At 57.1% G+C, this 20,231-nt stretch carries 19 protein-coding genes; 7 read left to right on the top strand and 12 right to left on the bottom strand.

Going from position 1 to position 20,231, the window contains the following annotated elements:
* Window positions 1-767 precede the first annotated feature (767 nt).
* Together C1896_08920 and fadE are read right to left on the bottom strand one after the other, a co-directional pair.
* Window positions 768-1,175: a dehydrogenase gene (locus C1896_08920; protein ID AZZ45018.1), complete on the bottom strand. Its 408-nt coding sequence runs from the start codon at window positions 1,173-1,175 to the stop codon at window positions 768-770.
* A 292-nt stretch (window positions 1,176-1,467) separates the two neighbouring features.
* Window positions 1,468-3,915 (bottom strand): acyl-CoA dehydrogenase, encoded by a 2,448-nt coding sequence (gene fadE, locus C1896_08925; GenBank protein AZZ45019.1) that lies wholly within the window; start codon window positions 3,913-3,915, stop codon window positions 1,468-1,470.
* A 258-nt stretch (window positions 3,916-4,173) separates the two neighbouring features.
* Between fadE and C1896_08930 the strand changes: the two genes are divergently transcribed.
* The 3 genes from C1896_08930 to queF all read left to right on the top strand — a co-directional run bounded on the left by C1896_08930 (window position 4,174) and on the right by queF (window position 6,817).
* Entirely contained in the window at window positions 4,174-5,106 is a 933-nt protein-coding gene (locus tag C1896_08930; GenBank protein ID AZZ45020.1) for an ABC transporter ATP-binding protein, read from the top strand.
* A complete protein-coding gene (locus C1896_08935) occupies window positions 5,103-5,882 on the top strand; it encodes an ABC transporter permease (GenBank protein ID AZZ45021.1) in 780 nt (259 codons plus the stop codon). The genes C1896_08930 and C1896_08935 overlap by 4 nt, the downstream gene beginning before the upstream one ends.
* A 104-nt stretch (window positions 5,883-5,986) precedes the next feature.
* On the top strand, window positions 5,987-6,817 hold the full coding sequence (gene queF / locus C1896_08940) for an NADPH-dependent 7-cyano-7-deazaguanine reductase QueF (GenBank protein ID AZZ45022.1): 831 nt from the start codon (window positions 5,987-5,989) through the stop codon (window positions 6,815-6,817).
* A 58-nt stretch (window positions 6,818-6,875) separates the two neighbouring features.
* Here queF and C1896_08945 read toward each other — a convergent pair whose 3' ends face one another.
* Complete coding sequence (locus C1896_08945; protein ID AZZ45023.1) at window positions 6,876-7,145, bottom strand: DUF4404 domain-containing protein; 270 nt, start codon at window positions 7,143-7,145, stop codon at window positions 6,876-6,878.
* 225 nt (window positions 7,146-7,370) lie between these two features.
* Between C1896_08945 and C1896_08950 the strand changes: the two genes are divergently transcribed.
* Entirely contained in the window at window positions 7,371-8,072 is a 702-nt protein-coding gene (locus tag C1896_08950; GenBank protein AZZ45024.1) for a hypothetical protein, read from the top strand.
* Window positions 8,073-8,161: 89 nt separating this feature from the next.
* Here the strand turns inward: C1896_08950 and C1896_08955 are convergent, their stop codons facing one another.
* Window positions 8,162-8,461 carry a PilZ domain-containing protein gene (locus C1896_08955; GenBank protein AZZ45025.1) on the bottom strand — a complete coding sequence of 100 codons (300 nt, stop codon included), beginning with the start codon at window positions 8,459-8,461 and terminating at the stop codon, window positions 8,162-8,164.
* A 204-nt stretch (window positions 8,462-8,665) separates the two neighbouring features.
* Between C1896_08955 and C1896_08960 the strand changes: the two genes are divergently transcribed.
* Both C1896_08960 and C1896_08965 read left to right on the top strand, forming a co-directional pair.
* Window positions 8,666-9,850, top strand: a complete 1,185-nt coding sequence (locus C1896_08960; protein AZZ45026.1) for a fused response regulator/phosphatase — start codon at window positions 8,666-8,668, stop codon at window positions 9,848-9,850.
* The gene (locus C1896_08965) at window positions 9,847-10,329 is read left to right on the top strand and encodes an anti-anti-sigma factor (GenBank protein AZZ45027.1); all 483 of its coding nucleotides are present in this window, start codon (window positions 9,847-9,849) and stop codon (window positions 10,327-10,329) included. Before C1896_08960 ends, C1896_08965 begins: the two co-directional genes overlap by 4 nt.
* Before the next feature lies 1 nt (window position 10,330).
* On the opposite strand, the gene tal is transcribed toward C1896_08965, so the two are convergent.
* Complete coding sequence (gene tal, locus C1896_08970) at window positions 10,331-11,257, bottom strand: transaldolase (GenBank protein ID AZZ45028.1); 927 nt, start codon at window positions 11,255-11,257, stop codon at window positions 10,331-10,333.
* A 123-nt stretch (window positions 11,258-11,380) separates the two neighbouring features.
* Entirely contained in the window at window positions 11,381-12,385 is a 1,005-nt protein-coding gene (locus C1896_08975) for a tRNA dihydrouridine(20/20a) synthase DusA (protein ID AZZ45029.1), read from the bottom strand.
* 546 nt (window positions 12,386-12,931) lie between these two features.
* On the opposite strand from C1896_08975, the gene C1896_08980 reads away from it, so the two are divergent.
* Window positions 12,932-13,135 (top strand): hypothetical protein, encoded by a 204-nt coding sequence (locus C1896_08980; GenBank protein AZZ45030.1) that lies wholly within the window; start codon window positions 12,932-12,934, stop codon window positions 13,133-13,135.
* Between the two features lie 120 nt (window positions 13,136-13,255).
* On the opposite strand, the gene C1896_08985 is transcribed toward C1896_08980, so the two are convergent.
* The 6 genes from C1896_08985 to C1896_09010 form a co-directional block, all read right to left on the bottom strand.
* The gene (locus C1896_08985) at window positions 13,256-14,344 is read right to left on the bottom strand and encodes a capsular biosynthesis protein (protein ID AZZ45031.1); all 1,089 of its coding nucleotides are present in this window, start codon (window positions 14,342-14,344) and stop codon (window positions 13,256-13,258) included.
* Between the two features lie 576 nt (window positions 14,345-14,920).
* On the bottom strand, window positions 14,921-15,844 hold the full coding sequence (locus C1896_08990) for a GDP-mannose 4,6 dehydratase (GenBank protein ID AZZ45032.1): 924 nt from the start codon (window positions 15,842-15,844) through the stop codon (window positions 14,921-14,923).
* A 286-nt stretch (window positions 15,845-16,130) separates the two neighbouring features.
* Window positions 16,131-17,162: a GDP-mannose 4,6-dehydratase gene (gene gmd / locus C1896_08995; protein ID AZZ45033.1), complete on the bottom strand. Its 1,032-nt coding sequence runs from the start codon at window positions 17,160-17,162 to the stop codon at window positions 16,131-16,133.
* A 158-nt stretch (window positions 17,163-17,320) separates the two neighbouring features.
* Window positions 17,321-18,082, bottom strand: a complete 762-nt coding sequence (locus tag C1896_09000) for a glycosyltransferase (GenBank protein AZZ45034.1) — start codon at window positions 18,080-18,082, stop codon at window positions 17,321-17,323.
* Window positions 18,072-18,956, bottom strand: coding sequence for a glycosyltransferase family 2 protein (locus C1896_09005; protein AZZ45035.1), 885 nt, complete (start codon window positions 18,954-18,956; stop codon window positions 18,072-18,074). Before C1896_09005 ends, C1896_09000 begins: the two co-directional genes overlap by 11 nt.
* Entirely contained in the window at window positions 18,916-20,172 is a 1,257-nt protein-coding gene (locus tag C1896_09010) for a hypothetical protein (GenBank protein AZZ45036.1), read from the bottom strand. Before C1896_09010 ends, C1896_09005 begins: the two co-directional genes overlap by 41 nt.
* Window positions 20,173-20,231 lie beyond the last annotated feature (59 nt).

The raw sequence follows: 20,231 nt of genomic DNA on the forward strand, positions 1-20,231 counted from the left end.
ATCCATAAGTGACTGAATCACTTGAGTATCTGATTGTCGACGCATTGGCGTATGCAGCTTGGGCAGCATCTTTGGCCGAGGATTCAAAACGAAGCGGAATTTCCTTGAAGCGCTTGTGTCGGCTGCTCGTCCAGCCTGAAACCGGTACCCCCGGCCGTGCTGAGTGACGCTCTGGTCAGCCAAACACAAACCCTGAGCTACAAGCTTGGCCCAAAGTTTCCGTTTTGTCCCGGCATCATCCCCGCGACCAATGCCCGCGCATTACCGAGCAGGGCGTTTGGACGATGCACAGCAATTCGGCGGGCTTTTCACAAGCGTCACGCCGTCCAGCGTTGGCCGGGTCGATCCATTTCGTGAACCGGAATGCTGCGCTCGCGAACTGCCCAGGGTTAGCCCTGCGTCACCAACGCTGCTGCATGGTACGACTGTGCCGGGGTAGAGCCGATTCGGGATGCTGCTGACGGCGGCTTCGGCTATCCGGCCCCCACTTTGAAACTTGAAAGCCAGATGCGCAGCGATAACTGGCGGCGTCCGGCAAGACCGAAACTATCACAGCAGTGCGGCGAGTGGCGCCGTGGCCGATGTCTAGGGCGTCTGGGCTGAATTCGGTGCAGATCGAACATGGCTGCCGTGGCCGCCAACCAGCCTTAACCAGCTCGGGTCGAGCACTCTAAGCGGCAGCTGGGAAGGGTGGCGCCAAGGGGGCGCTAACCCTTCCCGGCAGTAGTAGGCCCCGTCTTACGGGACGCCGAACGACTGCTAGCGGTTCAGTGCCGTGGGCTCTCTTCCGGCATGCTCATGAGTTGTCTTTCCATATTCCAGTCGAACGGTTCGTCGTTCTGCTCCGCTTCATAGCGACGCTCTTCCAGCCGCTGGAAGATTTCGATCTCTTCGTCCGGCATGAAGTGAAGGCAGTCGCCGCCGAAGTACCAGAGCAGATCACGCGGAACCAGATGTGCAATCTGCGGGTAGCGGTGGAAGACCTGGCAGATCATGTCTTGGCCCATGTGCCGTTCTTCCGGCACGTTCTGAAGGTTCATGATCAGCTCGTCGAACCGCTCGAGAAACAACGCATGGCTTTCTTCCGAAACCTGTTCGGTTTCACCCATGGCAAGCAGGATGCCACGCAGATGGGCCAGAAGCGCCAGGTTGTGATCGTGATAAGGGTTGGCCATGGTTCACCTGAGTCGATTGGGCGCGCGATTATAGAGGTGCGCGGGTTAATTGGGGACGTGTCTAGTTGACTCGAGTCGTGGGACTGGGTTCGGTACGCAGGTCGGATTGCTGCGGCGGGGTCACGTGCCTTGAAGAAGGCGGGGCGCGCTCACGTGGAGCAGGCATTAGCTGACGGTGCTGCCTGCAGGGCGACAGACATCGGTTGGAAAGGTGGCTTGCCAAGCGCCGCGTGTTGCGCGCGACGCTTGGCAGGGACCATCGGGTTGGTAGTAAACGAGTCGCCAGCAGTTGCTAGCGAACCTTGCCTTCGGTTAGCTCCAACGGCTCCTTATCGAAATCATCCACGCTGATGACCTTGCGGCGTGCCGCCTCTGCAGCGGTGAGCTGCTGCGCTTCGGCGGCATCCAGTACGCCAGCCGCGAGGGCGGCGCTGATCGGATCCTCGCCTGCAGTGGGCTTGAAATCGCCCGCCTTGAGCGCTTTGTGCAGCTTCTTCTGCAGTGGCTGCGAGGCCGCCAGGGTGTCGAACGCGTCTCGCAGCGCACCCAAGGCTTCGTCGCTGCCATGTGGGCGATAGACGCCCTCCAGGATCTGCTCCAAGGCGGGATCGCCTTCCGGGCGCCCGAGAATGCCAGCGACTTCGGCATCCAGCTCATCTGACGGCCCTTTGTGGCGAGCGCCAAAGGGAAACACCAATACCTTCAATAGGCCGCCAAGCAGGCGGTTGGGGAAGTTGGCCAGCGTGTCGGCGAGGGCCTGCTCGGCTTTGCACAGGCAGTCTTCCATCGCCCAGCGCAGTAGCGGCGCTTGCTCGGCCGGATGACCAAGATCGTGGTAGCGCTTGAGCGCTGCCGACGCCAGATACAGGTGGCTTAGCACATCACCCAGGCGCGCCGAGAGCCGTTCACGGCGCTTGAGCTCGCCGCCTAGCAACATCATGGACAGGTCGGCGAGCATGGCGAATGCCGCTGCAATCCGATCCAGGGATCGGAAATACGGTCGGGTCAGTTCGTTGCCTGGCGCCTTCCCGAACAGTCCGAAGGTCAGGCCAAGCACCAGTGTGCTAGCCGTGTTGCTGACGGCGAAACCGATGTGCTGCATCAGCAGCGTATCGAACTTCTTGATGGCAGCATCGCGGTCAGGCTCATGAACCAGCTCCATTTCGCGAAGCACGAATGGATGGCAGCGGATTGCGCCTTGGCCGAAGATCATCAGGTTGCGCGAGAGAATGTTCGCCCCTTCGACCGTGATCGAAATGGGCGCCGACAACCACATGCGGCCGAGGTAGTTGTTCGGTCCCATGATGATGCCCTTGCCGCCGTGGATATCCATGGCGTCGGTGATGCACTCGCGGCCGCGCTCGGTGAGGTGATATTTGAGTATGGCCGAAAGCACTGACGGCTTTTCCCCCAGGTCGACCGCGTTGGCGGTCAGAATCCGCGCGCTATCCATCAACCAGGCGTTGCCGCCGATTCGCGCAAGCGGTTCCTGGATACCTTCGAATGCTGACAGCGGTACATTGAATTGCTCGCGGATCTGCGCGTATCGCCCGCTGACGTAGCTGCAGGTTTTGGCCGCACTGGCACCGGTAGCAGGTAGTGAAATCGAACGCCCGACCGAGAGGCAGTTCATCAGCATCATCCAGCCTTTGCCGATCATGTCGCGCCCGCCAATGATCGCTTCCAGGGGCACGAACACATCTTTACCCCAGTTCGGGCCGTTCATGAACGCGGCGCCAAGGGGCAGGTGACGGCGACCTATTTCGACGCCAGCGGTATCGGTCGGAATCAGCGCCAGGCTGATGCCCAGTTCTTCCTCGTCCCCTAGCAGGTGCTTCGGGTCGTAAGTCTTGAAGGCGACACCAAGTAGCGTGGCGACCGGACCGAGGGTGATGTAGCGCTTCTCCCAGTTCAGACGCAGCCCGAGCACTTCTTCGCCTTCCCATTGGCCGCGACAGATCACGCCACTGTCGTTCATCGCGCCGGCATCGGAGCCGGCGTAGGGCCCGGTCAGGGCGAAGCAGGGTATGTCCGTACCATTGGCCAGACGTGGCAGGTAATGGTTGCGCTGCTCGTCGGTGCCGTAGTGCATCAACAGCTCGGCCGGGCCGAGAGAGTTCGGCACCATCACGGTGGTCGCCAAGTCGCCGCTGCGGGTGGCCAGCTTCATGACGATCTGTGAGTGGGCGTAGGCTGAAAAGCCTTTGCCGCCGTATTCCTTGGGAATGATGAGCGCAAAGAAGCCTTCTGCCTTGATGTAATCCCACGCTTCCTGAGGGAGGTCCATGCGCTGGCCGATCTCCCAGTCGCTGACCATGGCGCATAGGGTTTCCGTCGGACCATCGACGAAGGCTTGTTCTTCCTCGGTAAGCACGGCCTTTGGATAGCCGAGCAGCACGTCCCAATCCGGTTTGCCGCTGAACAACTGTCCGTCCCACCAGACCGTGCCAGCGTCAATGGCATCACGCTCGGTGGCGGAGATAGGCGGCAGGACCTTCTTGAACCAGTCGAACATGGGGCCGCTGAAATACTTGATGCGCAGTTCGGCCACCAGTAAAGGCACCGCGAAGGCAATCAGCACCAGCCAGAGGATGACCATCAGCCAGGCCGGCGTCTCCTCGGCCGCGCCCATAAGAACCAGATAAGCCGCAACGATAGCCAGCGCGGGGACGGGGGAAACCCGTAAGTGAGCGATCACGGCGATGCCGATGAGTAACACGAGCAGCCAGAGCAGGGTCATTTGGTTTTCCTTGTTAGTCGAATGGCGTCCTTCTTGAGCATAGGCTTTCGAGGAGTGCGGGGTGAAGGGACAGGACGACGCGTTTGGTTTCAGATAATGACCGGACCGCAACAGGGGAGTTCGAATGTGACCGCTCCGCGCGACCCTGTTTATTCGCCAGTGCGCATTGGCTACCGACCGCCGTTTTGGTTTCGGCGTTGCAATTGGCCCGGTGTGCCCTTATCTATTCTGAATCTCTCGCGTTGTGTGCATTCTTATATGACTACTGCTCTGTCCATTCGGCAGTTGACCAAGGTTTACGGAAACGGCTTCGAGGCCCTCAAGGGCATTGACCTGGACGTGGCTGAAGGCGATTTTTTTGCCTTGCTGGGCCCCAACGGCGCCGGCAAGTCCACCACTATCGGCATCCTTTCCACGCTGGTGAACAAGACCGGCGGCACAGTAAACGTGTTCGGTCACGACCTTGACCGCGACCCGTCCGGGCTCAAGCGTTGCCTGGGTGTGGTGCCACAGGAATTCAACTTCAACCAGTTCGAGAAGGCATTCGACATTCTCGTCACCCAGGCCGGTTACTACGGCATTCCGGCAAAAGTCGCCAAGGAACGCGCCGAGCAGTACCTCAACCAGCTGGGGCTGTGGGACAAGCGCGACGTGTCTTCGCGCATGCTGTCTGGCGGCATGAAACGGCGTTTGATGATTGCCCGCGCGCTGATTCACCGGCCGCGGCTGCTGATTCTCGACGAGCCGACCGCGGGCGTCGATATCGAGCTGCGCCGCTCGATGTGGTCGTTCCTCACCGAACTGAACCGCGAAGGCATCACCATCATCCTCACCACGCACTATCTGGAGGAGGCTGAACAACTGTGCCGCAATATCGGGATCATCGATCGCGGCAATATCGTCAGGAACACCAGCATGCGCGAGCTGCTCAAGCAGCTGCATGTTGAGACGTTCCTGCTCGATCTCAAGGAATCACAGCTGGTGCCGCCCGAGTTGGGCAACTACCCGGCACGCCTGGTCGATCACCACACCCTCGAGGTGCAGGTGGACAAGAGCCAGGGCGTGACCGATCTGTTCCGTATGCTTTCAGCGCAAGGTATCGAAGTGTTGAGCCTTCGCAACAAGACCAATCGGCTTGAAGAACTGTTCGTCTCCATGGTGGAAAACAACCTGCCGCAGGGGGCCAAATGAACGCAGAACTCCGGCCCAATCTGGTTGCCCTGCAGACCATCGTCCATCGCGAGATCCGCCGCTACACACGCATTTGGCCGCAGACGTTATTACCCCCAGCGATCACCATGATCCTGTACTTCGTCATCTTCGGAAATCTCATCGGGGCGCGAATCGGCGAGATGGATGGCTTCACTTACATGGAGTACATCGTGCCGGGGCTGATCATGATGTCGGTAATCACCAACTCTTATAGCAACGTGGTTTCCAGCTTCTTCAGCAGCAAGTTCCAACGATCCATTGAAGAGCTGCTGGTTTCGCCGGTGTCACCTCACGTGATTCTGATCGGCTTCGCCCTCGGCGGTATTACTCGCGGGCTAGCGGTTGCGTTGATCGTGACGCTGCTGTCGATGTTCTTCACCGATCTGCAGGTGCATCATCTAGGCGTCACGCTGCTCGTGATTACGCTGACCTCAACGATCTTCGCGCTGGGTGGCTTCATTAATGCGGTGTTCGCGCGCAACTTCGATGACATTTCGATCATTCCAACCTTCGTGCTGACCCCGCTGACCTATCTGGGCGGCGTGTTCTATTCGATCAACCTGCTGTCGCCGTTCTGGCAGACGCTGTCGCTGGCCAACCCCATCCTGCACATGGTCAACGCGTTCCGTTACGGCATCCTGGGCGTCTCGGATATCCGTATCGGCATCGCCATCAGTTTCATGGCTGTGGCGGCAGCATGCATGTACCTGTGGTGCATTCACTTGCTCAAGAGTGGCCGAGGCATGCGCCAGTAGTTTTACGTTAACGGCCGACCGTTCGGGAGCGAACGGCGGCCGGGCCATGATAAACCGGGCGGGAACCGATACACTTGCGGCCGTTTTTCGCACAGGTTTCCGCCATGCAGCACCCCGCCGAACTATCCCCGCTGGGCAAATCCAGCGCCTATGTTGCGACCTACAGTCCTGAGCAACTCTTTCCCATCCCCCGCGCACCGAAGTGGGCCGAGCTGGGGCTGACAGCCGAAACCTTGCCCTATGGTGGCGTCGATATCTGGAACTGCTACGAGCTGTCCTGGCTGTTGCCGTCTGGCAAACCAGTGGTAGCCATTGGTGAGTTCAGCATTCCTGCCGACTCGCCCAACATCATCGAATCCAAGTCCTTCAAGCTCTATCTGAACTCTCTGAACCAGTCGGTATTCGAGAGCCGGCAGGCGCTCGTGGACGTTATGACGCGGGATTTGTCAGCCGCTGCGGGTAAACCCGTCGGCGTTCGCCTGCGGACGCTGGACGAAGTGGCTGAAGAGGGGATTGCAGCGCTAGACGGGCTCTGTATCGATGATCTGGATGTCACCATCGAAGACTATGATTCACCGCGCCCCGAGCTACTACGCAGCGACTCAGGGCGTCAGGTCGAAGAGCGCGTCTACAGCCACCTGCTGAAATCCAACTGCCCCGTCACCGGGCAACCGGACTGGGGCACAGTGGTGATCGAATATCGGGGCGCCGCGCTGGACCACGGCAGCCTGCTTGCCTATCTAGTGAGCTTTCGCCAACACGCGGACTTTCATGAACAGTGCGTTGAACGGATCTTCCTCGACTTGCAGCGCGTGCTGAGACCTGATCGACTGAGCGTTCACGCACGCTATGTGCGTCGCGGCGGGCTGGATATCAATCCGTACCGCAGCACTCACGACGTATTGCCAGACAATGGTCGGCAGGTTCGGCAATAAACGCTGCGGTCGGAGAGCGTGGACCCATCCACGCTCTGATAGCTTGAGCAGGTTTCGCTCAGATACCCATGTTCGCCAATGTTTGCATGATGTTGCGCAGCGTCATTGCGGTGTTGGGATGGCTGACTTCGAAACGCTCGACCGCCAGGTTGACGCCGTCGACCAGTGAGTCGTTCTGGTGATCGACTACGCCCTGGTTGGCCAGGCGCAGCTCGATGTCCTGAGCAATCAGTTGGAGCGACGCGCGCTCTTCTTCTGTAAGCGGAGCGTCCGAGGCTAGTTGACTACGCAGCTCCGCAAGCTGTGACTGCAGATCATGTTCCGGCATATTTCATCCCTCTGTGATTTTTTCGGGGCCAGCTTCCGCCAAGGCACGATGAGATCAGGTTAAACCAGCGGCCCAGCCTTGTCGTTGATTTGATTGGGTAGAATGCGGTGAAGTTCGCCGCTACTGATCCGCATGTCTGCCTGCTGCCGGGAGCGGTGTGATTAGATTTATACTGCTGCGCTTTGATGGGCAGCCACCCGCATACGAATAAAGGAGAAGCCTGCGATGCGATTGATCAGCAAGGATTGGGTAGAGAACTTCACTGTTGCCTTCGTCGTTGTGCTGGGGATGTTCGGCGCTTCGTCAGTGCAGGCAGCCGAGGAGGATCCTTGGGAAGGCGTCAACCGGGCGATCTTTACCTTCAACGACAAGGTCGATACCTATACGCTCAAGCCGCTTGCGCAGGGCTATCAGAAGATCACGCCAAACGTCCTCGAGGATGGCATTGGCAACATATTCAGCAATCTGGGCGACGTCGTGGTGCTGACCAATGACCTGCTGCAGGGCAAGGTCCGTGACGCAGGGATCGATACCAGCCGCATCCTGTTCAATAGCACCTTTGGCGTACTGGGCTTCTTTGACGTCGCGACCCGTATGGGCTTGCAGAAGAATGATGAGGACTTCGGACAGACGCTGGGCGTCTGGGGACTGGGCAGTGGGCCGTATGTGGTGTTGCCCCTGCTGGGGCCGAGCACCGTGCGCGATGCGGCAGGACGCGTACCCGATTCGTTGCTGCAGCCATATCCGTACATGGACCATGTGCCGACACGCAATGTGACGCGAGCCGTCAACGTTGTCGACCTGCGTGCCGATTTGCTCTCGGCAGAAAAAATGATCACTGGCGACCGGTATATCTTCGTGCGCAACGCTTATCTGCAGAACCGCGAATTTCGCACGCAGGATGGTCAGGTCGAAGACGACTTCTAACCGTCGCTCGGACCGCATTGGCTCGGCCAGTGCGGTCCGTCCGCCTCGTCACGCCACGGCCATGCCAAGGCGTTCGCGTCAAACAATTCTCAGCTCATCGAAAGGATGGCCAGGCCTAGACTTTGCCGTCCATCCTCCTGCATGCCGACCCGCACCACTTCTGTTTCAGCGTCCAGGCCCTTCAGTTCGCTGTGCTCCGAGGGGATGTGCACATGGACTTTGTCACCCATCTGCAAGCGGGTCGCTGCGACCACCTGCATCCCCGTGCTGGAAAGGTCCAGGCAGGTCGCCTCGTAGTGCTGGTCACCCTGCGTCAGGGTGATTGCGGTCTCGACATTCATGCGAATGAAGTCGCGTTTTTCACTGTAGTCTCGATCTCGCTGAGTCATTGTTTCGTCCTCTGAGTTCTTGTTTCGTCGGTTCTTATAACGCCCGTCAATTCCGCCTGTAAAGGACAGACGCAGGGACCGCGCCTGGCTTGAAACACAGATCGTATGGGAGTACCGTCTGCGCCTTGAAAAGATCCCATGCCCAGCGCGCGCGCAGGGCCGATGCTTTCGCCAATCATCCTGGCGATACCGCCTGGTAGGAACATGCATAACCCAAGCGCGACGCTGCTGATCATAGATGACGACGATGTGGTACGAGCCAGCCTGGCTGCCTATCTGGATGACAGCGGTTTCAAGGTCTTGCAGGCGCCTAACGGACCGCGTGGAGTGGAGCTGTTCGACGCGGAGCACCCTGACCTGGTGATTTGCGATCTGCGCATGCCGCAAATGGATGGTCTTGAGCTGATCCGGCTGATCAGTGAGCGCCAGGCTGACCTTCCGGTCATCGTGGTCTCAGGTGCAGGTGTGATGAGCGATGCCGTCGAGGCTCTGCGATTGGGCGCAGCTGATTATTTGATCAAGCCCCTCGAAGATCTGGCGATGCTCGAACACTCTGTCCGTCGAGCGCTTGATCGTTCGCGCTTGCGTCTGGAGAACAGGCGCTACCGCGAGCAGCTGGAAACGGCTAACCGCGATCTGCAGGCGAGCTTGCATCTGCTGCAGGAAGATCAAGATGCCGGCCGCCAGGTGCAGATGAACATGCTGCCGGTCACGCCCTGCAACCTCGACGAATTTCAGTTCGCCCATCAGATCATCCCCTCGCTCTACCTCTCAGGTGATTTCGTCGATTATTTTCGCGTCGACGAGCACCGCATTGGCTTCTATCTGGCGGATGTGTCTGGCCATGGCGCCTCCTCTGCATTCGTCACGGTCCTGTTGAAGTTCATGACCACGCGCCTGCTCTACGAATCCCGGCGGGGCAGAGCGCTGCGCGCATTCAAGCCGTCCGAGGTGCTTGACCACATCAATCGTGGGCTGATCAATTGCAAACTCGGCAAGCACGTCACGATGCTGGGCGGCGTGATCGATCAGGAACGCAACGTGCTGCATTACAGTATCGGTGGCCACCTTCCGATGCCGGTGATATACGCTGATGGCGTCGCCAAGTATCTCGAAGGGAAAGGTCTACCGGTCGGTTTGTTCGTCGAAGCGACCTATGATAATTACGAGATAGAGTTGCCTGAATCTTTCAGCCTGACGCTACTTTCCGATGGCATTTTGGACCTTTTGCCGGGCGATACCCTCAAAGATAAAGAGGCTGGGCTGCCCGGTTTGATTCGCGAAGCAGGCGGCACGCTGGGCGGGCTACAGCGAGTTTTGGGCCTAGCCGATCTAGAGGACATGCCCGATGACATCGCGTTGTTGGTACTGAGCAGGAACCTTGCATGAGCACTGGTAAAATCCAGTTTGCTGAGCAGAACGGTACATTCGTTCTTAAGTTCGTCGGTGAGATTCGCCTGACACTTTGCTCGGCGCTGGACGCAACGATCGAGAAGATCTTTTCGTCACGCAATTTCTCATCGATCGTTATCGACCTCACCGAAAGCCGTAGCATCGACAGCACGACGCTAGGCCTGCTCGCCAAACTTTCCATACTTTCGCGGCGGAAGATCGGCATGCTGCCGACATTGGTCACCACCCACGCAGACATTACGCGTCTTCTGCAATCGATGGGCTTCGATCAGGTCTTCAACATTGTCGACCAACCGCTGCCGTCGCCTGAGCAATTGGCCGACCTGCCAAGCCAGGATCAGTCTGAGGAAGTCGTGAAAGACAAGGTGCTTGAGGCGCACCGGATTCTGATGAGCCTCAACGAATCCAACCGCGAGGCCTTTCGCGACCTCGTGACAGCGTTGGAACGGTCCTGAACTACAGCTTCGTTGGTAGGAGCGCTTCGAGCTTTTCCTGATCCCTCGCGAACTGCCGAATCCCCTCGGCCAGCTTCTCAGTCGCCATTGGATCTTCGTTCAATCCCCAGCGGAAGCTGCGTTCGTCCAGCGTAATGCGTGGCTCGGATCGACGGCCCGGTGACAGCTTGCGCTCCAGAGTGCCTTCCTCCTGCGCCAACTGGCTCAGCAGCTCGGGACTGATGGTCAGTCGATCACAGCCGGCAAGCGCTTCGATCTGCCCCGCGTTGCGAAAGCTGGCGCCCATCACGACGGTCTCGTAACCGTGTGTCTTGTAGTAGTCGTAAATCCGGCTGACCGACTGTACGCCTGGATCTTCGTCACCGACGTAGTCACGACCTTCGGATTTTTTGTACCAGTCATAGATACGACCGACGAAGGGTGAAATTAGAAATACACCGGCCTCGGCACAGGCGACTGCCTGGGTGAAAGAGAACAGCAGCGTCAGGTTGGTCTGGATTCCCGACTTTTCTAGCTGCTCAGCGGCACGAATGCCCTCCCAGGTCGAGGCCAGTTTGATCAATACGCGGTCGCGGGATACACCGGCCTGCTCGTACAGACCGATCAGGCGTTCGCCGCGCTGAACCATGGCCTGTGAATCGAAGGAAAGCCTTGCATCGACTTCCGTGGAGATCCGACCCGGGATCAACTTGAGCACTTCTTGACCAACCGCGACGGCGAACAGATCGCAGCCCAGGCCAATGTCGCCCTCGCAGTTGGACATAGCCGCCTGCAGGTGATCGGCGTAGCGGGGCAGGGCGGCGGCTTTGAGCAGAAGCGATGGGTTGGTGGTCGCATCAACCGGTTGGAGGCGGGCGATGGCATCGAGGTCGCCGGTGTCGGCAACCACGGTGGTGAATTGCTTGAGTTGTTCCAGCTTGGACGTCATATGGGCGCTCTATCCTTTGGTTGACGTAACTTGAATCCGTGGCCATCGCGCCATTTGGATCGGATGGTCCGGGTGGGGCAGCTGTTGGATCAAAAATGCGGTCGCGTGTTCCCGGCGACCGATTCAGTGTCCTTCGAGCAGTGCGGTCGCTTGATCGAGCAGCGCCAGTGGTTCCTTGGTTTTGTGGATGTCGACCGATAGCAACTGGCGAAAACGTCTAGCTCCTGGGAAACCCTGGCCCAGGCCTAGAACATGACGGGTAACGTGATGCATCGAGCCGCCGCTATCAAGATGATTCTGAATATAAGGGCGCATCCGTCGCAGTGCATCGGCGCGGGTGATAGTCGGCTCTTGGCTGCCAAACAGCCTGGCATCAACCTGCGCTAGCAGGTAAGGATTGTGATAAGCCTCGCGTCCGAGCATTACCCCATCGAACTGCTCAAGGTGGGCTTCACATTGGTCCAGCGTCTTGATGCCGCCGTTGAGGATGATTTCCAGATCCGGGAAGTCGCGTTTCAATTGTTGCGCAACGTCATAGCGAAGGGGCGGCACTTCCCGATTCTCCTTCGGTGAGAGTCCTTCCAGAATCGCAATACGGGCATGAACGGTAAAACTGCGGCAGCCTGCCTCTCGGACCTGTCCAACGAAATCACAAAGTTCGGCATAGCTGTCGCGTCCGTTGATACCGATGCGGTGCTTGACTGTTACATCGATATCCACCGCATCTCGCATCGCTTTCACGCAGTCGGCGACCAGTGCCGGATAGCCCATCAGGCACGCGCCGATCAGGTTGTTCTGCACGCGGTCGCTGGGGCATCCGACGTTGAGATTCACCTCGTCATAACCCGCCGCTTCGGCCATCTTTGCGCAAATAGCGAGATCACCGGGCACGCTGCCGCCAAGCTGTAGCGCCAACGGATGCTCCGCTTCATCATGACGGAGGAAGCGATCAGCATCGCCGTTAATCAATGCGCCGGTGGTGACCATCTCGGTATAAAGCAGGGCGTGGCTAGAAAGCTGGCGCAGAAAATACCGACAGTGCCTGTCAGTCCAATCCATCATTGGCGCAACGGAGAATCGGCGCGGTAATTGAGAGGGACTGGTAACGGGCTTGTAGCTAGCGTTCATGCGGCTTTCCGGCTGAGTCTTTCGGACGCGCTCTAGCTGTTTCAACACGTTTATGCCGGGTGGCTGTGGCGAAATAGCGACCATCAGAGCGCGTTGCAGGCCGACTGGAGTAACTGCTCGACCAGTCGCCTCGAAAAAAGGCTGGCAAGTTTATCAGGAGAGCGAGCGCTCCGTGCGCCAGGCTGCCATGCGGCGCTACTGAGTGAGCTCTGCAAGGGGCAGGGACGCCGCGGCATTGTCCCGTATGTCTTTACTGAGCCGTTGTTCTGCGATGCATTTGAAAGTTGAACACCGACCTTGCTTCGGTCACTGAATGGTGGCGGTGGAGCGCGGGAGGTGACCAAGGACGTCTGCGAAAAAGCCCGTCGATTAACGGGAATTTTTCATGCCTTACGGTACTACATGCGAGCCTGATCAATTTCTGCGCTGCGCCAGCATCTTTAGAACGTTACGCAGCCGCTGTGGGGCCCGACTGGCGGACACGCACGATCCGCGTTCGTATGGCTCGGATCTCTAAGTCACTGGCGGCCGGTAGCGAGGTGAGTCATGCGAGACGAAATGTTGTGGGGAACACATGGCAATATTGGAAGGCTAGTAGCTGCGAATGATGCGAGCAGCGACCAGCCCCTTCCGGGCGATTCGGACGGCGCTAGCATCAACGATGCGCCGATGTCCGATACAGAAGAAACGAAAGTCAGCAATGAAGACGCCGATATATTCGAAGATGACCCGACGATTCCGACTGAGTAGTTGAACAGGGTCAGCGCATGCTGCAACTCAGGCGGGTTCGATAGAGCAATAAAAAACCGCAGTCGCTTATGGCTGACTGCGGTTTTGATCAGGCCGATTCAGACCTGATGATTACTTGTGTTACCGGTTGAACGCAGCGCCGGTACCGATGACGTTAGCTGACGGCAGCAGCTGGCTGATGAAGCGGTTCCAGCGAGTGATACCAGCCGGTCCAACGAACACGACGTCCTGCGGTTGCAGTGGGAAGTGTTGAGCCAGAGCGAAGGCCGCAGGGGATGCGGCATTCAGCTGGAACACTGTGGCTTTTTCAGTGGCGATATTCTCTGCACCACGAATAACGTAAACCGCTTCGCCATCGGCGGTGTCCTGACGGATGCCGCCTGCGGTGCCGATAGCATCCATCAAGTTGAGACTGGTTGCCTTGAATGTCATGGCTTGCGGATTCACCACCTCGCCCAGAACGTAGACCTTCTTCTGATCGTTGTACGGCAGATGGAGCTGGTCGCCGTCCTTCAGATAAACCTTGTGCAGCCAGGAGTCCGGACGGTTCAGATCGTCGAGATCGAGCATGTACTCACGGCCGTCACGCTTGAGCATCAGACCGGACAGATCCGCCGTATCGGTATCGACACCGGCCTGACCAATAGCCTGCATGATGGTCATCGGAGCGGTAGTCACTTCGACTTCGCCAGCCGTATTGAATGCGCCGGAAAGCACGATGCGCTGGCTACCGAAACGCAGCAGGCTGACGTCGACTTGAGGGCTGTCGATGTAATTGGCCAGCCTTTTGGAAATATCGGAGCGAAGTTGCTCGATCGTCTTGCCAGCTGCTTCGATGTTCCCGATGTAGGGATAGAACAGGGTGCCGTCGGGACGAACCAGGCGACCGTTAGCATCCAGCTGCTGTTGCGGGCCCGAAGGAGCGGTCAGTTCAGGATGGTCCCAGACGGTGATGTAGAGAAGGTCATTAGCGCCGATGCGGTAAGCCTCGGGCTTGAAGCTCAGTAGCTCTTGCTTGCTGGAGGTGCCTTGGTCGGAAGAGACTTCGCCCTTGAGCATTTCAGGGGTAATGCGCATCAGCTGGACGGTGCCATCTTCCGTTTCTGCGCCGTCCTTGAACTGATCGGGATCCAGGTGCTGACCAGGAGAGAATACGCATCCCTGCAACACCAGCACGGAAGAGAAAGCGAGAGCAAATAGTGGTTTCATGGTTTCTTCATCCTTGACGGAATAGTTGTTTTTACGAAGTGAAACAGCGCAATTCACCTTTAGCTGAAGGAGCGAGCCGACACTGACTCGTCTATCGACAATCGCCGAAGCTCTTTCGGCGGTGCAACAAACGCATCCAATCTCAGCTGTTCCTGATGCCGCTACTGCAAGCTCTGAGAGGTATATCTTCAGACTTTTTGTGAGATCGGTGCTGGATGAGCCACTGAATAGGTTCCGCTCAACCTTGGGTTAGCGTCTTTCCCGTATAGGGAGAAGGCGCTGCGTTGCTCACAGTAGCCATAGACCGCTCCGTTTCTCTGCGGTTCACGACGGATGTGCATAAATGAGGCGGGGCTGCAACGCTGCCGTCGCCAAGCGAAATAGAAAATTAACAAAGCATGCCAGTGACGGTTTCGGACATTGGTATTGCCTGGCCAGATAAGGTTAATCGACCCCACTAAGCACGGCAGGCCGTTGAGCGAGGCACTTTTAAACTCATTGTTTGTGCGCTTAGGCGCGAGTACCGCCGTAGACCGAGATCCGCCACCTCGATGCTGGTAGTAACGCTGATTAGCGTCATGCGCTCGCTGTGGAGGGATGCTCGATCATCCAGCGCAGCGTCTCCTTCAATTCGATTCGGGACATGTCGCCAATCAACGAGTCCAGCTTGGCTCTGCTGCCGAACAGGTTCTTCACATCCGCGCTGCGCACGAACGCTGGGTTGACCCGGACCTCCATGCGGTGACCGGAGATGGCCGCTGCCTGTTCGAGTACGTACTCGAGCGTATAGGCTGATCCAGAACAGATATTGACGGTTTGGCCAATCGCAGCCGGTGTTTCGAGCAAGCGTCGATAGGCTTGGACAACCTGACGGACATCGCAGAAATCGCGGGCGATATCCAGATTGCCGAGCTCGATGACCGCGGCCCGACGGCGCGTGTGCGTCACGATTTTCGGGATGAGAAACTGCTCAGCCTGCCCAACGCCCGTATAGTTGAACGGGCGGCTGACTATCAGCGGTAAACGACCCTGGTAAAGCCTGGCGAGGAACTCCATGGCAGCTTTGCTCACAGCGTAATCATTGGCGGGAGCAAAGGGCGACGACTCATCCAGGACGCCTTCGGTAGCGTTTCCATAGACGTTTGCGCTGCTGGCTAGCAGCACGCCTTCGAGTTCGGTCGCAGCGGTGGTACGTAACGCTTCCAGCAGATGGCGAGTGCCGAGCAGGTTGGCTGTGTAGATGGCATCCGCATCGCTGTGTGCGACGAACGAGACCGCCGCCAAGTGCACGACATAGGTTGGGCGTATTTCCGCCAGCAAGGCTCGTAGCAGCTCTGCATTGTTCAGTGCGCAGCAATGGACGGCTGAAATAGCCGCAGGCAGTTCGCCGACGGGTTGACGATAGCTGAGGCCATGGACCTCGTAGCCACAGGCTGCGAGCTCTTCTGCCATGTAGCGGCCGGTAAAACCGGTGGCGCCGGTAATCAGCACTTTACGCATGATCTTCCCGATAGGATGAAAGTCCAGTTTCTACGGCGATGCAAAGCCTTGGTATAGGCGTGGGATATGGCGTTATGGATACCGTCAATGGCTCCATTAGGCCGAGCGGTGCCATAACGCCAACACGGGCTCGGTGTGCCAGCAGAGCCGGTGCCGCCGACCGCAGGGACCGCGAACAGGCCGCTCCGGATCAGGTATCGGCTGGCTATCCTGAGTGGTTACCCATCTGGGTAAACGGATCTCAGCCGGGAGCCTGATCAAGAGCGAGGAGCGCCGGTCGAAGGCCCTAGAACGAAAAGCCTTGCTGGTTGCGGCGCATATCAGCGTCAACCATCATGCGGCACAGTTGCTCGAGTGTCGTTTTAGGCTCCCAGCCCAGCACGTCCTTGGCCTTCTGCGGATCGCCGATCAAAAGATCGACTTCTGCCGGGCGATAGAACTTCGGATTGACCCGTACAACGACCTTGCCGGTTGCCGCGTCGGTGGCTTGCTCCTGTTCGCCGGAGCCTTCCCATTGAAGTTCGACATCAACCGCCTTGAATGCCAGCGTCACGAAATCACGCACTGTTTCGGTTCGGTTGGTTGCAAGCACGAAAACATCGGGTTCGTCCGCCTGCAGCATGCGCCACATACCTTCGACATATTCCTTGGCGAAGCCCCAATCACGCTTCGCATCGATGTTGCCGAGCTCTAGCACGTCGAGTTTGCCCAGTTTGATCTTGGCCACCGAATCGGTAATTTTCCGAGTCACGAACTCACGTCCGCGCAGGGGAGATTCATGATTGAACAAGATGCCGCTGCAGCCGAATATTCCGTATGACTCGCGGTAGTTGATTGTCATCCAGTGCGCATAGAGCTTGGCAACGCCATAAGGGCTGCGGGGATAGAACGGTGTGGTTTCGGCTTGCGGAATGGCCTGCACCTTGCCGAACATTTCCGAGGTCGAAGCTTGGTAGAAGCGGATCTTAGGATTGACGATCCTGATGGCTTCCAGCAGGTTCACGGCGCCCGCGCCGGTGATGTCCAGAGTGGTCAGCGGCTGCTCGAAGGAAACCCCTACGAAGCTCTGGGCGGCGAGGTTGTACACCTCGGTTGCGCCAGTGTTCTGAAGCAACCGGATGCTGGAAGACAAGTCGGTCAGGTCATACTCAACAAGATGCAGGTTGGGGTGCTTATCGATGCCCAACTCTTCGATTCGCCAGAAATTGACTGAACTGGTGCGACGAAACGTGCCGTAGACGGTATAGCCTTTTTCCAGCAGAAGTTCTGCCAGGTAGGCGCCGTCTTGTCCTGTGATACCCGTGATGATTGCTTTCATTTTCTTCCCTGTTCGAAGATAGGTTTTCTTAGGTGCTCTTGCTTCGCTCCTGCCTGGCACGTGGCGCTGAACGGCAGCGAAGTTTTTCAATACGCTTCCAGACTGCCGACCACTGCATCAGTGACCGGTGTGTCCGGAAGATGGCTTGCAATATTTGGTCAAGACTCCTGTTTTGCTGGGCTGCCTTTCTGCCTGGAGCTTTTTTCCCGCAAAAAGGCTGGCACGATATACACCGCGTCCGCCCAATAGCGTTTGGCGAGCCTGCGCGGTTCCATGCACATGCGATGAAGCCATTCGAGTTTGTATTCGCGCATCCACTTCGGGGCCCGCTTGATGGTCCCCGTCGCAAAAGAAATGGAGGCGCCGATACTGAAGCCCATACCCGTGCGCTCATAGGGCTGAGTGGCTGCGGCCAGGACTTCTCCGCGCGGCGTACCCACGGCATACAGAACCAGCTCCGATGGATTTTCACGAATGAACTGCAGGCAACGCTGCACTTCTTCCGGCTTCTTTATGAAGCCCATCGGCGGGTTGTAGTGATAGAGGGAAATGCCGGGATAAAGGGCTCTGAGTTTGTCGGCTTCGGACGCTGCCGAACCGATCAGTACAATTCGCAGCCGATCCCGGTCCGCCCATTTGAGCAGATCGAGCGTCAAATCACTGCCGGGAATAGCCTCATCCAGATGCACGCCCAGGCGGCTCAACAGCGACAAAAGAATTCGGCTGTCGCAGACTCTCCAGCGCGCTTTGAAATAAGCATCACGCAGCTGTTCGTCATGTTCCAGTTGAACGAGGTGGTCAACGTTCGGCGTCACCACAAACGAATAGGGTTGCTTGACTCCCTCGCGTATGCAGGTCAATAAAGTTTTCTTATTGCCGGAAAAGAAATCTATTCCGAACGCATTAGTATCACTCGACACTCATTGCTACTCCCTTAAAGGCGCCCTTGATACCTGACCAGGCGAGGGTGGGATTTTTGTATTCCTTGACAGTTGTAACGGCCGAAAGCAGGAACGCGGAGACAATCGCGAATGCTGGGCCGTAGAAACGCTTGTTGAAACGGGTGGCTGCTCGGTTGCGGTAGTAGTGATAAAACGCTGAGCGGTTGCCCAGACTGAGTGAGCCGTAGTGATATAGGCGGCTTTCAGGGATCACTCTCGTCGAAACACCAAAGCGTTTCGCACGGTATTGCCAATCCACTTCTTCGAAATACATGAAGTAGTCTTCATCCATCAAACCGATTTCTTCAGTCAAAGCGGCCGAAAACGCCAGGCTGCAGCCCATAATGTAGTCTGGAACGTGCTGAGGATTCTGTCGCTGAGACGCTTCGATGCTCTGGTCTTTTCCGAGTAATCGAGCCTTGCCAAGAATCGGATAGAGCTTTCCGCCTCCGTAGCACTCCAGTCGGCCTGTGTCTGCGCTCAATACGAGCGAGCCGACAAACTGGCGATCATTGCGCTGCAATGCTTCCAATAGCGGTGAGAAGGCATCACTGTCTACATAGGTGTCGTTATTGATAACCCAGAAATACTCGGGCTGCAGGTGCTCCATTGCCCAGCGCAACCCGTAATTGTTGCCACCCGCATAACCGCTGTTGTCTGGATTACAAAGCAAAGTCACATTTGAATAAGCTTTTTCATCCAGCCAGTTTTGAAGAGCGATGGCGGAACCGTCCTGCGAATCATTGTCGATGATGACGATATGGCCAATCGTCGTGCAATGCTCGAGCAGGCTTTCAGCGCAGCTGATCGTCTCAGTAGCAGCTTTGTAGTTGAGAATAAGTGCGACGTTCATGTACTCGTTCCTTGCTGCGAAGATGGCGTGCCCGTAGAGCATGTAATACGAAAAGCATACAAATAACTGGTTGGGTATATTCGAATAGACCGTTAAGTGGCCATATCACGAAGAAGGCAAGCATCACTGCGTAGGTGAACTCCATTTCGGTGTTGATACTGCGGGCGATCCGTCGGTAGACAAACAATGTCAGGGGGACCAGCAGGAAAGTGAGAAAACCGAAGCGAAACAGCGTTCCAATGATGCCAATATCGGACAGGAAGAAGTGCTCACCGAAATAGGGAATAAAGCCGTCCTGCCACATCAGCGACAAAGATCCGCTGGGTAGCCAGTTAACCAGGCTCAAATGACTGAAGACGGAGGCGATCGTATAGGGGCGCACGCCATCCTCCACATCGCCATCTAGGCTGTTCTCGTAGAACTCGATGTTTAGGCCGAGGACTTCAAGAAGCTCTGGATAAAAAAACAACGGCGACAACAGCACGCAAAGCGAGGCAGCCCAGATAATTGCCTTGGCCCTCAATGAGAACAACGTGAATGCTAGACATAGCACAATCAATTGACGCGTTTGAGTGGCAAAGACCAGGGTCAGCAACAGTACGGCGGCAATGAGGAGGTACAGTTTTCGCTGTCGTTGTTCGCCATTGATAGGCGACTTGCCTTTTGCCCATACCTGAATGCAGTAGAAATAGGCGAAACAAATCAGGAACGGTCCGATGGATGAGCGGTCCGGGCGGTCCCAGGATGTTTGCTCCTCGCGCAGATCCGGGACCAGTCCGAACTTGAAACACCAAGAGAGGATCACAGCAATCAGTGCCGCGTAGATTAGTGCATGCTCGAACTGGCGGGTGCTGATGTGCTTGGCAAGCAATAGCAGCGGTACGAAGCCAAATGTAAAAAGAATCCGACGTTCTTCGATCAGGCCGTAGGTGATTGGCTGGCCAAAGGTATAGAACGAGAAGATTGCAGGCAGCACGGTGAACACGAATACGCTGTAAAAAGCGTAATACATCAGGATGCGAAATTCTCTGGAAGCTTCCTCGGTACTGGCGAGAATCAACAGGAGCGAAAGACCTAGGCAAACAGCCAGATAAGCTTCGTTGAGGAACTTGAAGCCGATCGGGTTATGCGTGCTGTCGCCAAATACCGAAAAGTGCAAGACGATTGCCAGCACGGCCAACGGCAAAAAGAAAAATTTCGAGCTGATGTTTGTCATCACCTGGGTCCTTAGGTGCATTTCCATTCCAGATTAACTACGCCGCAACAAACTCAAGC

Source organism: Pseudomonadaceae bacterium SI-3 (assembly GCA_004010935.1).
Lineage (GTDB): Bacteria > Pseudomonadota > Gammaproteobacteria > Pseudomonadales > Pseudomonadaceae > Stutzerimonas.

Bases quoted from the DNA above. Each gene is read 5' to 3' on its own strand.
- C1896_08920 (AZZ45018.1), bottom strand. From the start codon at position 1,175: ATGGCCAACCCTTATCACGATCACAACCTGGCGCTTCTGGCCCATCTG.
- fadE (AZZ45019.1), bottom strand. From the start codon at position 3,915: ATGACCCTGCTCTGGCTGCTCGTGTTACTCATCGGCATCGCCGTGATC.
- C1896_08930 (AZZ45020.1), top strand. From the start codon at position 4,174: ATGACTACTGCTCTGTCCATTCGGCAGTTGACCAAGGTTTACGGAAAC.
- C1896_08935 (AZZ45021.1), top strand. From the start codon at position 5,103: ATGAACGCAGAACTCCGGCCCAATCTGGTTGCCCTGCAGACCATCGTC.
- queF (AZZ45022.1), top strand. From the start codon at position 5,987: ATGCAGCACCCCGCCGAACTATCCCCGCTGGGCAAATCCAGCGCCTAT.
- C1896_08945 (AZZ45023.1), bottom strand. From the start codon at position 7,145: ATGCCGGAACATGATCTGCAGTCACAGCTTGCGGAGCTGCGTAGTCAA.
- C1896_08950 (AZZ45024.1), top strand. From the start codon at position 7,371: ATGCGATTGATCAGCAAGGATTGGGTAGAGAACTTCACTGTTGCCTTC.
- C1896_08955 (AZZ45025.1), bottom strand. From the start codon at position 8,461: ATGACTCAGCGAGATCGAGACTACAGTGAAAAACGCGACTTCATTCGC.
- C1896_08960 (AZZ45026.1), top strand. From the start codon at position 8,666: ATGCATAACCCAAGCGCGACGCTGCTGATCATAGATGACGACGATGTG.
- C1896_08965 (AZZ45027.1), top strand. From the start codon at position 9,847: ATGAGCACTGGTAAAATCCAGTTTGCTGAGCAGAACGGTACATTCGTT.
- tal (AZZ45028.1), bottom strand. From the start codon at position 11,257: ATGACGTCCAAGCTGGAACAACTCAAGCAATTCACCACCGTGGTTGCC.
- C1896_08975 (AZZ45029.1), bottom strand. From the start codon at position 12,385: ATGAACGCTAGCTACAAGCCCGTTACCAGTCCCTCTCAATTACCGCGC.
- C1896_08980 (AZZ45030.1), top strand. From the start codon at position 12,932: ATGCGAGACGAAATGTTGTGGGGAACACATGGCAATATTGGAAGGCTA.
- C1896_08985 (AZZ45031.1), bottom strand. From the start codon at position 14,344: ATGAAACCACTATTTGCTCTCGCTTTCTCTTCCGTGCTGGTGTTGCAG.
- C1896_08990 (AZZ45032.1), bottom strand. From the start codon at position 15,844: ATGCGTAAAGTGCTGATTACCGGCGCCACCGGTTTTACCGGCCGCTAC.
- gmd (AZZ45033.1), bottom strand. From the start codon at position 17,162: ATGAAAGCAATCATCACGGGTATCACAGGACAAGACGGCGCCTACCTG.
- C1896_09005 (AZZ45035.1), bottom strand. From the start codon at position 18,956: ATGAACGTCGCACTTATTCTCAACTACAAAGCTGCTACTGAGACGATC.
- C1896_09010 (AZZ45036.1), bottom strand. From the start codon at position 20,172: ATGACAAACATCAGCTCGAAATTTTTCTTTTTGCCGTTGGCCGTGCTG.